This is a genomic window from Bacillus nakamurai (assembly GCF_001584325.1).
In the GTDB taxonomy this organism is placed as follows: domain Bacteria; phylum Bacillota; class Bacilli; order Bacillales; family Bacillaceae; genus Bacillus; species Bacillus nakamurai.
The window spans coordinates 15919-28752 of record NZ_LSAZ01000008.1 but is presented as its reverse complement, the minus strand read 5'-3'; the positions used below and the strand labels follow the sequence as shown (position 1 = coordinate 28752).

Genomic DNA, 12834 nt, shown 5'->3' with positions numbered 1-12834 from the left:
AAAACGAACACGCAGGGGGGCCATTTTCTCCCCTGCTTTTTGTTTGATTTGATTTTTTCACAAATTTGAGGAAAACTATTGCGAATATTTGTTGAAGGTATACAATAGAATATAAATTATTTTCAAATAAGTTTGACAATAACATCAATAGGGAGACAGACCACTATGAAACAAGACATTCGTGTTGAATTGACATCAGCCAAAAAACCAAAACCGGATCCCCATGACCTTTCATTTGGCAGAATTTTTACCGACCATATGTTTGTCATGGATTACGATGCCGATCAAGGCTGGTACGATCCCAGAATCATTCCTTACCAGCCTATCTCAATGGACCCTGCGGCCATGGTGTATCACTACGGCCAAACCGTATTCGAAGGGCTTAAGGCTTACGTAACGAAGGATGAAGAGGTGCTGCTGTTCAGACCTGATAAAAATATGGAGCGCCTGAATCAGTCAAATGACCGCCTCTGCATACCGCAAATTGATGAAGAGCTTGTCCTCAAAGGCCTGAAGCAGCTCGTGGCCCTTGATAAAGACTGGATTCCGAAAGCGGAAGGCACCTCTCTTTATATCCGTCCGTTTATCATTGCGACCGAGCCTTTCCTCGGTGTGGCGGCATCCCATACGTACAAGCTTTTTATCATTTTGTCGCCGGTCGGCTCTTACTACAAAGAAGGCATTAAACCGGTCAAAATTGCGGTGGAAAACGAATTCGTCCGCGCCGTAAAAGGCGGTACGGGAAACGCGAAAACGGCCGGAAACTACGCCTCAAGCTTAAAGGCGCAGCAGGTCGCTGAGGAAAAGGGCTTTTCTCAAGTTCTTTGGCTGGACGGCATCGAGAAAAAGTATATCGAAGAAGTCGGCAGTATGAACATCTTCTTCAAAATCAACGGCGAGATTGTGACGCCGCAGCTGAACGGAAGCATTCTTGAAGGCATCACGAGAAACTCGGTCATCACCCTTTTGAAACACTGGGGCCTTCCTGTTTCCGAGCGTAAAATTTCCATTGATGAAGTCATTCAGGCGCATCGTGACGGCCTTTTGGAAGAAGCATTCGGAACAGGCACCGCGGCGGTCATTTCTCCGGTCGGCGAACTGATCTGGCAAGATAAAAACCTTGTGATTCATAACGGTGAGACTGGAGAAATATCAAAAAAATTGTACGATACCATTACAGGCATTCAAAAAGGCGCCGAAGCTGACGTATTCGGATGGACGACAGAAGTCGCCTCCCTCAGCAAATCAAAATAACGATAAAAAAACCCGGATACGCCTCCGGGTTTTTTTGTGCATGTTACGCTTCAATCGATTTAAAGAAATGCGGCAAATGCTCTTCATGCGCTTCAAGCATTTCATCCAAAATGGCTTTTGCTACGGAGTCTGACGGCACGAGCGGATTAATCGTCATCGCGAGAAGCGCCGTTTGATAATCACCAGTGACGGCAGCTTCGGCGGCGACACGCTCAAATGATTTGATCTGCTGCACGAGGCCTCTGACCGATACCGGCAAGTCGCCGACTGCGATCGGCTTCGGACCGTTTTTCGTCATAACACAGTTCACTTCAACAGCCGAATCATTCGGGATGCTGGCAATCGTCCCGTTGTTTACAGTATTGACAGGCTGAATGTCGTGTTTGTCATTATAGATGGAGCTGATCAGATTACATGCCGCGTCACTGTAGTACGCGCCTCCCCGTTTCTCAAGCTGCGGCGGCTTGATGGCGAGGTTCGGATCTTTGTACAGTTCGAACAGTTCTTTTTCTACCTTTTGCACCACCTCGGCGCGGGTTCCTTCTGTTTGTGACGCTTCAATCTCATGCTCAAGCATTTCTTTCGTTTTGAAATAGTAGCGGTGATAGCCGCAAGGAATCAGATCGAGCGCCTTCAGAAATTCAGGCTCCCACTCTGCTCCTGAAATGTTTTTCATCGTCATGGCATTTTTCGGATCCCCCATGGCTTCAATGACCTTATCTTTTACACTGACTCCATCTAAGAAGACATCAAGTCCGAAGACCATGTGGTTCAATCCGGCAAATTGCACCTCTATCCTGCTGACGTCGACATCCAATGCTTTCGCAACGCCCATTTTGATGCCGATCGGCACATTACAAAGACCGACGACTTTTGTCAGATTGGAGTAGCGGAGCAGGGCTTCGGTGACCATGCCGGCCGGGTTTGTAAAGTTTACAAGCCATGCGTTCGGGCAAAGCTCTTCAATGTCTTTGGCAATGTCCAGCATGACCGGGATGGTGCGCAGTCCTTTAAACAATCCGCCGGGACCGTTTGTTTCCTGGCCGATAACGCCGTATTTCAAAGGAATCCGTTCATCCTTGGCGCGCGCCTCAAGGAGACCGACACGGAACTGAGTGGTCACAAAGTCGGCGTCTTTCAGCGCCTCTCTGCGATCGAGCGTCAAGTGAATGTCAATCGGAACACCGGCTTTTTCAACCATGCGCTTTGCGAGTGTGCCGACGATGTTCAGCTTTTTCTCGCCTGCGGGAATGTCGACAAGCCACAATTCTCTGACAGGCAGTTCATCGTACCGTTTAATCAAACCTTCCACAAGCTCCGGTGTATAGCTTGATCCTCCGCCAATCGTTACAATCTTAATTCCTTTTGTCATATTTTTGCTCCCCCTTGTACACTCACTTTTCCGTAAAGCTCGACTAACTCTGCGGCCATATCCTTTACGGTCATAGCGTTCATTAAATGATCTTGAGCGTGAACCATCAGCAGCGTCATCTCTGTTTTTTCTCCGCCTGCCTCATTTTGGATGAGTTCTGTTTGGTAATGGTGGGCTTCTGTCAGTTCCCTTGCGGCTTCCTGAAGTTTCTGCTCTGCCAGGACGCTGTCTCCCCGCTTTGCGGCGGCGATAGCTTCCATTGAGGCGCTTCTGCCATTGCCGCCATGAAGGATGATCTGAAAAATGGTTTGTTCCATTTTCTCATTCAAGTGTTTCACTCCCTTTCTCTACAGCACGGCTTTTTCGTCTTCTTGTACGGCTGCTGTTTGTGATTGTTCAAGCTCGTTTTCTTCTCTCAGCTTTTGTGTGTCCCACATTCTGAAGAACGGATAGTACACGACAAAGGCCACGATGATGTTGATCGCCTGCATCACAGCTCCTGAGATTTTGCCGCCGGTGGCAAGATACCCCGAGAAAATCGGCGGCATTGTCCATGGGACGGCAATGCCGGCAGGTTTGGCGACGAGGCCGGTGCTCATGCCAATGTAGGTCAGCGTCAGTGTGACAAGCGGCGTAATGATAAATGGAATGAGGAGCATCGGGTTCATGACGATCGGCATTCCGAAAATAATCGGTTCATTAATATTAAAGATCGCCGGCCCGATGGCAAGTTTCCCAAGCTGCTTCATCTGTTTGCTTCGGGCGCGGAGAAACATGGTGACGACAAGCGCGAGCGTCGCGCCGCTTCCGCCGATGTTTATCCAAATCTCGAAGAATTGCTGCGTAAAAATATTCGGAAGTGCATCGCCCGCCTGAAATGCGACCCGGTTGGCATCCATCGCTCCGTACCAGATCGGCGCCATAACGCCGCCGACGATATTAGCCCCGTGTAATCCGCACGCCCATAAGAGCATTTGGACCGCCTCAGCGACAAGGCTTCCGCCGAGACTTCCGCCGAGAATTGAGAGCGGCGTCCCCAGTAAAACGCTTACAACATTATGAAGACTTTCAAACGGCGTCGCTTCGACGATTAAACGCGCGCCCCAGATCAAGAAGATGACGGCAAAGCCGGGAATTAAAGCGATAAATGATTTGCTGACTGCCGGCGGCACGCCGTCCGGCATTTTAAACACAAGATTCCGCTGAATGATCAGGCGGTAAATTTCTGTAGATACCATCGCGGTAATCATGGCGACAAACAGCCCTTTGCTTCCCATGAGAGAAAGCGGGATGCCGCCGGTAACCATAATTTCCTCCTTGGCCCCGGAAGGCAGAAACGGCACTTTGTACGGTGTCGCCAAGAGAAATGCCGCGAGTGATATCGCACCGGCCGATAAGGCGTCTACTCCGTATTTTTCGGCCAGGCGATAGGCAATTCCGAAGGCGGCGACAAGCCCCATGATTTCGAAGGTCGCATCAACCGGATAGGCCAGCTTCTGAGACCATGCGCTGCCGAATGTTTTTGCCATGAAATCCGCATAACCAGGAATCGGCAGGTTGCCGATGATGAGAAAAAACGAACCGATGATGATAAGCGGCATCGTCAGAATGATACCGTCACGCAGTGCTTGGAGATGCCGCTGCGAGGCAATTTTTCCGGCAATCGGCATAACTTTTTCTTCTAAGAACTGGTTCACTTTATTCACACGGCCCGCCCCTCTCTATGATGCGTTTCCGAGCTGTTCTGCTGATTTCAGAACCTCCGCTCCGTTGCAAGTGCCGTAATGAACGGTATTGATGACATCAACCGGCACACCTTTTGATTCGCCTAATTTTTTCAGCTGCGGAAGTAAATAACGGACTTGAGGCCCAAGCAGCAATACGTCCGCTTTATCAATATGCTGCTTGACAGAATCGCCTGATACCGCCCAGATTGTATATTCTTTTCCTTGTTCCTTTGCGCTTTTTTCCATTTTGGTAACAAGTAAGCTTGTTGACATGCCTGCTGCACAAACGAGTAATATATTCATGTAAAAGACCTCCTGTGAGTTTGATATTTTGTATGTCTCGCTGCTAGTCATATCATATTATGAAATCGCTTTCATAACTACTCAGGGTTTTTCCGCTGCTAACGGAAAAAAGGTGTATGCCGGCCACTATCCGATGGTTTTTCTTCCGAAAACGCGCATGATATCCTGATAGGTTTTGCACTTTAGAAGACGGCTCACCGCTGCCTGATCGTCCAGAATGCCGCCGAGCCGTTTATACATATGCTGGAGGTCGGCTTTGTTTTCTTTTTCCACACAAAGCAGGCAGACAAATTGGACGCGCTTATTCGCCCAGTCAATCGGTTTTTTCAAGGTGCATACAGCCCAGAACGTTGTGTTTGTCTGCGGGATGAGCGGATGCGGAATGGCGGTGAGATTGCCGAAGCTCGTAGGAGAAATGGCTTCCCTCTCAAAGATAGAATCGATCAGTGAAGGACCCGCCAAACCGGAATCCACAACCTTTTGCCCTAAAAACCGGATGACGTCTTCTTTTGTCTCCAAGTCCTGCTGTAAAAACACCAGTTCCGGCTTCAGAAAATGCGTTTGTTCTCCCTTTTCTTCGAGCATTGAATCTATTTTTGTAAAATCACCGCCGCCCAATATCGTATTGACCTTTAACACAGGCACGGGCAATTCTTTTTTGATCGGCACTGTGCTGACCACAAAATCTATCGAATCGAAAGCAAGCTGGTCGAGACTGTAGTATTCCGCCGTGCCGACTATCTCAAGGCGTTTTCCGAAATGAGAACGCAGCTTTTCTCTCAGGAGCTGCGCGCTGCCGGCGCCCGAAGCGCACACGATCATGCACCGCTTAGGCGTCCGTTCCGTTTTCCGCCTTTCTATGGCTGCGCCGAAGTGAAGCGCCAAATAACCGATCTCATTTTCATGAATCTCAATTCCGGTCTGCTCCTTGATAACCATTCCCGCGATGACACCCGCTTCAAAAGCGAGCGGATAATTTTCTTTAATCGCGGCAAGCATCGGATTTCTCAGGTTCATGCCGTATCGGTTGCGGTTAATGGCCGGCTTTACATGGAGCGCAAGCCCTGTTTTCAGCTCACGGTCTTCCGTGATTCCGAGCTCCAGCTCCCTTTCAATGGCTTCAATCATGGCTTCTGTTAATTGGCTGGTCTGCGGATCTATCAGTCCCGTAAGCTCTTTCCCTTCAACCTGTGATTGTGTCATGCGTTTTGTCCCGAGCAAATGGATCGCAATATACGCTGTTTCGTGTTCGGGAAATGTGACGGAGAGCGCTGATTCAAGCTCTTTTACGATCGCTTCCGCTGACTTATATTCTTTTTCAAGCTTAATGTCTTGAAGATCTTCCGGGAAGAGAGACACATAGTTTTCCGTCCGTATTCTCTTGCAGGCAATGGCGATGTGGATGATGAGATTGTTCAGGCCGAAAAAAGAAAGCGGAATCTGTTCATTCCGGATCTGCTTCAAAATGGCTGTGCGGATCACATGAATGTCGTCTTTCGGTAAAATATCGGCTTTTTCATTCAATAGATCCGGTTCAGGCTCCCGATCGTCCACTAAATATTCCGCCATACAATAGCGGCGGCGGACCTCTTTGCCGCGCAGCTTAAAGCCGTAATTCGGCCGTGTTTCCAAAATGATATCGTAGGGGTGAAGCCGTTTTTTTACTTCTTTTATATCGGATTGAAGTGTGGATTTGCTGATGAACAGCTCTTCTGCCAAATCATCCAGCTTGAGGAAGCCGTCTGTCAGGAGCAGCCTTTTCATGAGATAATTGATCCGTTCATCGGGAAAAATCGGCAGGCCGCGGTTTTGCTGAAAATTGTCTTGCAGCCAATTTTTAAACGGCTGCTCATCCCGGATCGACAGCTTGTAGCCGCTTCCTCTGACAGATTGGATAGAAGCGCCGTGTTTTTCTAAAATGGTTTGCAATTCCTTTATGTCATTGCGGACCGTCCTCGTCGTTACTTTTACATTCGCAGCGATGACTGAGCTTGTCACCGGTGATTCAGCAGCTAAAAGCAAGCGCAGAAGTTCACGAAGTCGCCCATGAAGCATGAGAAAAACCTCCTATCAGATCAGATGCAGACGTAAAAAATGGGCAGAAAGGATGAGGAAGGAGTAAATGTATGTAAATTCTATAATGGTGAGGATATCAAGTCAATGAAACAATTTAAGGGGAACATGCATAAAAAAACAGCCGGATCAGCCAGCTGTTCAGGATGCAGACATATGTTTCCGCTTAGATGCTTTCCGTTCTTTTACGATCTTTAGAATGACCGGATAGATGACAGGCGCCCACTTGATAATGGTTTTGAAAAATTTTTTCAATGTTTCATGTCCCCTTTCTTCTTTACTTGTCTTTGCCCGGATTTCAGCGCCCGTAAACATGGTCAGCGTGAGACATACCGATTCCCCGTCACCCAAAAGCGCCACGGATAATCCCGCGCCTCTCCGCTGTTTTCAATCCCGATTCGCGGGCCTGTTGATATGTGTTCCGGCGTGAAGCCCTCTGTGATAAACAGCGGCGGCTCCGTGATCATGCGGCCGTAGTCATTCATGGATACGCCCAATGCCTTCGTCAGTTTCCCCGGCCCGTTTGTCCACTCTCTCGGGCTCCTCCCCGTCCTTCGCCGCTCCATCATGAATTGGCCTTCGTGAGGCTCTACCGCCCGTATTAACACGGCCTGCGGAATATTGATGTCCGCGGCGACGACGTTCATTAATGTATGGGTGTGCATGACGTATGTATAGACACGGCCCGCCTCCCGAAACATGATCTCGGTCCGCTTCGTGCGGCGATTGCCGAAGCTGTGCGCCGCACGGTCTTCAGCTCCCATATAGGCTTCGGTTTCGACGATAAACCCTGATGCCGTTCCTTCATCTGTTTCCTTTACCAAGAGACAGCCAAGCAATGAAGGAGCGAGCTCCAATGACGTTCTTTGATAAAATTCAATCGGCAAAGGCTTTCGTTCCGCCGCCATCTGTCTGCCTCCTTTCCTATTGAAACCAGTTCCTCTTTCACGTTTTTCACTTCTTTTATAAAATGTAAACATGAAGAACTCTATTGCGTTTTGAAAAGTTGCTAGTATATAATATGAACGTTCAAATGAAAATGATTATCATGTTCAATAAATATCGGACAATCATCATAAAAGTAGGTGAATTAATTTTTGGGCGATTCTGTCACATCTGCAAACCGTCTGTTCATCGTCTTGAAAAACGGGTTCTTTTTTCTGGCTGCGGTGATCGGGCTGCTTGTTTCTATTTTTTTCGCCGTTTCATTTGGCGCAAAAGACATTACTTTACATACGGTTTGGTCTGCCATTTTTCATTATAACCCGAACATAACCGGGCAGCAGATTATCCATGAATTGAGACTGCCGAGAGTGCTCGGGGCCGCGGCTGTAGGGGCTGCGTTTGCAGCAGCAGGCGCCTTGATGCAGGGCGTCACGAGAAATCCTCTGGCTGATGCGGGCGTTCTGGGGGTTAACGCGGGTGCGATGTTTGTTGTCGCCCTTAGCTTTGCTTTTTTCCCTCATTTGTCTTACGCCCTTCTGATGGTGCTGTCATTTCTCGGCGCGATGGCAAGCACATGCCTTATTTTTTTAATCAGCGCCGCCGGAAAAGGCGGTATGACGCCATTACGTATCACTCTTGCCGGAGCTGTCGTGGCTGCTCTTTTACATGCACTCAGCACGGGAGTGGCGATTTATTTTGATTTAAGTCAGGATTTGGCTTTCTGGTACGCGGGCGGGGTGGCCGGCATCAAATGGGCCCATTTAAAAGTGCTCGTTCCGGTGATTCTTGTCTTTATTATTCTCGCGACATCGATGGGCCGATCTGTTACCCTTCTTTCAATGGGAAATGATGTTGCTTCGAATTTAGGTGTAAACACAACCCTGACGCGTGCCGCCGGATTGATGATCGCCGTCGTCCTGGCCGGTGTTTCTGTATCGGCTGCCGGTTCCATCGGCTTTGTCGGACTCGTCATTCCCCATATTTCCCGAAAGATTGTCGGCGTTACATATAAGCTGATTATTCCGATGTCCGCGTTATTGGGCGCGATCCTGCTGATCTTGGCCGACTTAGCCTCGCGGACAGTCAGCCCTCCCAGAGAGTTGGCGATAGGCATTATGGTGGCACTTGTAGGTGTTCCTTTCTTTCTTTATATCGCCCGCAAGGAAGGGAGAGAACTGTAAATGAAAGTGCAAAAGGAAACGAAAAAAGCTGCTGCGGCAGGATTCATTCTGCTGCTCATTGCAGCAGGCATTATTCTGATAGGATTAAATACCGGCTCGTTCCGCCTCACTCCTCTTACAGTGGGAAAAACACTGTTCGGATACGGCACGTTTCAGAGCACCACCGTTTTATTTGATTATCGGCTGCCGCGGATTCTGGTTACAATGATGGCCGGGATCGGCTTAGGGGTATCTGGCGCTATTTTGCAGGGAGTATCCCGAAATGCTCTTGCCGATCCGGGAATCCTGGGTCTGCACGCAGGTGCTTCATTCGGACTGATGATCTATATTACTTTTTTTCATTCTCTGGATGCTAAAGCATCGGTATTTATCCCTCTATTTACGTTTGCGGGCGGCACACTGGCTGCCCTGATGATTGTACTGCTTACATATGACAAGCTTAATGGCTTTTTAACGATTCGCATGCTTTTAGTCGGCATTGCCGTTTCTGCGGGTTTTAGCGCCGTTACGCTGTTTATGTCACTCCGGCTTAATGAAGAAACCTATACATTTGCTTCCCGCTGGCTGGTCGGAAATGTGTGGGGAAGAGATTGGATTCATGTATGGTCGCTATTGCCATGGATCGGCATCCTCGCACCGATTGCGTGGCTGCAGTCACGGTCATTGAATATTTTAATGCTTGGTGATCAGGCGGCGGCAGGGCTCGGCGCGCACGTGCAGAGAAAGAGGATTGTGCTGATCGCCATAGCCGTCGGCTTGTCCTGTGCAAGCGTCGCAATGGCGGGCGGAATCGGCTTTATCGGCTTCGCCGCCCCTCACTTAGCCAGACGGCTTGTCGGCACCATGCATCAGCATATCATCCCGATTGCGGGGTTGATCGGACTTGTCATCCTAGTGGCAGCTGACACCATCGGCAGATCTTTGTTTCAGCCGAACGCCATTCCGGCCGGAGTGGTTGCAGCCGCGATCGGCGCGCCCTATTTTCTCTATTTGGTCATGAAAATAAAATCATAAACAAGGAGTTTTCCCATGAAAAAGTTATTTATGCTCGTGAGTTTCATTAGTATTTTGGTATTGGCTGCATGCCAATCAGATTCATCGCAAGCAGAAACAAAAAAGAAATCCGGGGATCATAAAATCGCCTCAATGTCCATTCACCTGACAAATGATTTACTTGCTTTAGGCATCACTCCGGCAGGTTCCGTCGTGGGCGGAGAACTGAAGGATTTTCTGCCTCATGTGAAAGATCAGCTGAAAGACACGAAGAAATTAGGTCCGGCTACAGATCCTGACATGGAAGCTTTGCTTGAGCTGAATCCTGATAACATTTATCTTGATAAAGAATTCGCAGGGAAAGATGTCTCCAAATACAAAAAAATCGGAAACACGCACGTTTTCGATCTTGATAAAGGAACATGGCGCGACCATTTAAAGGACATCGGTAAAATCGTGAACCGTGAAAAAGAAGCAAAAACCTTTATTCAGCAGTATGAAAATGAAACAAAACAGGTCAAAACAATGATCAATAATGAATTGGGTAAAAACGCAAAAGTCATGGCGATCCGAGTGAATGCAAAAGAACTTCGTGTGTTCAGCACACGCCGCCCGATGGGTCCGATTCTTTTTGATGATCTGAAGCTGAAACCGGCTGACGGCATTAAAGACATGGACACTTCCCGCCCTTATGAAGTCATTTCTCAAGAAGTCCTGCCTGATTACAACGCAGATGCTATTTTCGTCGTCGTCAACAGAGACGACAAGTCGCAGCAAGCCTTTAAAGAATTGCAAAAAAGCGCTGTATGGAAAGGGTTAAAAGCGGTTAAAGCAAACCATGTTTACAAAATTGCCGATCAGCCTTGGCTGGACTATTCAGCATTGGGAAATAAATTAGCAATGGATGAAGCAAAAAAACTATTTCAAAAATAAGCACGAGCCGGTTTTGCAGCATGCAAAACCGGCTTTTTATATATTATGATTGGATTATATAAACATACCCTTATATAATGATATGAAAAAGGAGGAAAGACATGGAACGACAACATTCCTCTGCACGGATCAGCGGCTGTCTCAAACTTCTCAGCGATCAGACAAGGCTTCTGATGATGAAGCTTATGCAGCATAAAGAATACTGCGTCTGCGAGTTTACAGAAATATTTGAAACGAGCCAGCCGGGCATCAGCCAGCATTTGCGAAAATTAAAGAATGCCGGGCTTGTGAATGAAAGACGGCAGGGTCAATGGCGGTTTTATTCAATCAATTCGTCCCGTCCGGAATATGCGCTGATTGAATCCATTCTTCAGCAGATTGATGAAAAAGACGAAGAATTACAAGCATTACGGCAAAAAGAATCTCGTATTTCGTGCCGGTAGGAGGGTTATTTTTAGGAATTGCGGTTTTAGCGGCACTTATTTTTGTACTGACTCTTGTGTTTGTCATTGGGTCGACATCGGAGAAGGGCAAAACCCTCATGTCAATTATGAGCCATCCGTCATGGGCGGGTTGAAAGAAGCACCGAAGCAAGCAAAAGACCATACGCCCCATGTCGAAGGTGACGTGAAGCGGGAAGCGATAGACAGGACGAATAACTTCGGCCAGGCCGGAGAAACATACCGCCGCTTTACGGAATTTGAACGCAGCGAGCTCATTCACAACCTTGTGAACACCTTATCAACATGCCGCAAAGAAATACAGGAGCAAATGATTGAAAACTTTACGAAAGCTGACCCCGACTACGGCAGACGGGTCGCTGAAGGTCTGAAAATGGAACAAGGCAAAAACAGCAGCGGACCGATCGGCACAACCGATTCAGAGAAGGCCGTGAAGCAGGCCGAAGAGGAAAGCCATCCGTCTGACTCGTATTAAACAAAAAAACAGGACCCCAGCGTCCTGTTTTTTTGAATATCGCTAATTAAGCTCTTGAATGTTCTCCTCCGCCTTAGCCGAAAACACTTTCGGTTCAGGACGGTCAAGGTCTTCGTGAAATAAACATACTTTCTGAATTTGACGGTTGTCATAGAGGTGAAAGTAATAATTCCCCGTGTCATTGCACATTACCGACGTATACTGCGTATAATCGATTTCATTATCCTCGGTAATCACCGCTCCTTTTGGAATATTCATATTGGCCAGAACGTGAAAAGCGGATGTGACACCCTCCGTTTCAGCGGCAGCCTGCTTCAAATGCTCTTTCAGAAAAGCGGCTCTGATAAAACGTGAAGGCGGCGTGTAATCACCGGGCAGCCCTGTTGTTCCTGATCCTTGGCCGAATGCGGACAGCGTCATTCCGCCCATTACTTTGCTTTCTAATTGATTCGGTCTGACTCCGATATAATGGCGCAAGTTGGTCACATGCCATGGAAATTCAGGGCTATTGGTCATCACCCCCGGCTTGTTGTTATAGACTTGTATGCCATCTGCTGTAGGTTCAACGACAAGGCAGCTTCCCGAGCGGTCCGTTAAAATCCAGTGAAGCGGCAGCACCGTATCTAATAAAGCTAATTTCTTTTGCACGATTGTCAATGAGGCAAGCCTTTCTTTTACCTCTTCCAAAGATTCGCAGTTTGATAATACCCATGTAACGAACTCATGGGGCGCAATATGACAGGTGCCTTCCCGTCCCGCTTCCGCGTATTCCGCATAACCCGGAAAATAAAGAGTCGCACACGATACCCCTTTTTCATTCACCCCGTCTGCAAATAATATGTTTCCGAGATTTCTCCCCATTCCGATAAATGCGTATTTCGTCTCATGCAGCTTGCCGTCGGCTTCACTTCTCCAGCTATAATGTCGCGGATAAAGCATCACTTCTGTGCCAAGCTGAAATGCAAAATCCATCGTTCTGGCTAATAAATGGTTCCCGTCAGCCGTTTTCAATGTAAGACTTGTACACATAAAATCAATCCCCTTTTTATTGAGTTAATGTTCGTTAAATCTACACTAAGTAAACTATTGTTTAAGCTTAACGAAAATCAGAGCCATT

General features: G+C 47.9%; 13 protein-coding genes and 1 pseudogene. 6 read left to right on the top strand and 8 right to left on the bottom strand.

Features of this window, described 5'->3' with window-relative positions:
• Window positions 1–165 precede the first annotated feature (165 nt).
• Window positions 166–1254 (top strand): branched-chain amino acid aminotransferase, encoded by a 1089-nt coding sequence (locus AXI59_RS05125; RefSeq protein WP_061527578.1) that lies wholly within the window; start codon window positions 166–168, stop codon window positions 1252–1254.
• A 43-nt stretch (window positions 1255–1297) separates the two neighbouring features.
• Here the strand turns inward: AXI59_RS05125 and licH are convergent, their stop codons facing one another.
• The 7 genes from licH to AXI59_RS05095 all read right to left on the bottom strand — a co-directional run bounded on the left by licH (window position 1298) and on the right by AXI59_RS05095 (window position 7637).
• A complete protein-coding gene (licH, locus tag AXI59_RS05120) occupies window positions 1298–2626 on the bottom strand; it encodes a 6-phospho-beta-glucosidase LicH (RefSeq protein ID WP_061527577.1) in 1329 nt (442 codons plus the stop codon).
• The gene (licA, locus tag AXI59_RS05115) at window positions 2623–2955 is read right to left on the bottom strand and encodes a PTS lichenan transporter subunit IIA (RefSeq protein WP_061523256.1); all 333 of its coding nucleotides are present in this window, start codon (window positions 2953–2955) and stop codon (window positions 2623–2625) included. Before licA ends, licH begins: the two co-directional genes overlap by 4 nt.
• 18 nt (window positions 2956–2973) lie before the next feature.
• On the bottom strand, window positions 2974–4332 hold the full coding sequence (gene licC / locus AXI59_RS05110) for a PTS lichenan transporter subunit IIC (protein ID WP_061527576.1): 1359 nt from the start codon (window positions 4330–4332) through the stop codon (window positions 2974–2976).
• A 15-nt stretch (window positions 4333–4347) separates the two neighbouring features.
• A complete protein-coding gene (locus AXI59_RS05105) occupies window positions 4348–4707 on the bottom strand; it encodes a PTS sugar transporter subunit IIB (protein WP_082791729.1) in 360 nt (119 codons plus the stop codon).
• A gap of 75 nt (window positions 4708–4782) precedes the next feature.
• On the bottom strand, window positions 4783–6711 hold the full coding sequence (gene licR, locus AXI59_RS05100; RefSeq protein ID WP_061527575.1) for a transcriptional regulator LicR: 1929 nt from the start codon (window positions 6709–6711) through the stop codon (window positions 4783–4785).
• Window positions 6712–6870: 159 nt separating this feature from the next.
• Window positions 6871–6984, bottom strand: coding sequence for a hypothetical protein (locus AXI59_RS20300; RefSeq protein WP_240491489.1), 114 nt, complete (start codon window positions 6982–6984; stop codon window positions 6871–6873).
• 62 nt (window positions 6985–7046) lie between these two features.
• Window positions 7047–7637: a DNA-3-methyladenine glycosylase gene (locus AXI59_RS05095; RefSeq protein WP_061527574.1), complete on the bottom strand. Its 591-nt coding sequence runs from the start codon at window positions 7635–7637 to the stop codon at window positions 7047–7049.
• A 219-nt stretch (window positions 7638–7856) separates the two neighbouring features.
• Between AXI59_RS05095 and AXI59_RS05090 the strand changes: the two genes are divergently transcribed.
• The 5 genes and pseudogenes from AXI59_RS05090 to AXI59_RS05070 all read left to right on the top strand — a co-directional run.
• Window positions 7857–8855, top strand: coding sequence for a FecCD family ABC transporter permease (locus AXI59_RS05090; protein ID WP_240491491.1), 999 nt, complete (start codon window positions 7857–7859; stop codon window positions 8853–8855).
• Window positions 8856–9869: a FecCD family ABC transporter permease gene (locus tag AXI59_RS05085; RefSeq protein ID WP_061523262.1), complete on the top strand. Its 1014-nt coding sequence runs from the start codon at window positions 8856–8858 to the stop codon at window positions 9867–9869.
• 15 nt (window positions 9870–9884) lie between these two features.
• Window positions 9885–10781 carry an ABC transporter substrate-binding protein gene (locus AXI59_RS05080; RefSeq protein WP_061523263.1) on the top strand — a complete coding sequence of 299 codons (897 nt, stop codon included), beginning with the start codon at window positions 9885–9887 and terminating at the stop codon, window positions 10779–10781.
• 101 nt (window positions 10782–10882) lie between these two features.
• On the top strand, window positions 10883–11224 hold the full coding sequence (locus AXI59_RS05075; RefSeq protein ID WP_061523264.1) for an ArsR/SmtB family transcription factor: 342 nt from the start codon (window positions 10883–10885) through the stop codon (window positions 11222–11224).
• Between the two features lie 70 nt (window positions 11225–11294).
• Window positions 11295–11717 (top strand): annotated as a pseudogene (locus AXI59_RS05070) (catalase-related domain-containing protein); the annotation flags it as partial.
• A gap of 42 nt (window positions 11718–11759) precedes the next feature.
• On the opposite strand, the gene AXI59_RS05065 reads toward AXI59_RS05070, so the two are convergent.
• Window positions 11760–12746, bottom strand: a complete 987-nt coding sequence (locus tag AXI59_RS05065; RefSeq protein ID WP_061523266.1) for a choloylglycine hydrolase family protein — start codon at window positions 12744–12746, stop codon at window positions 11760–11762.
• Between the last annotated feature and the right edge of the window lie 88 nt (window positions 12747–12834).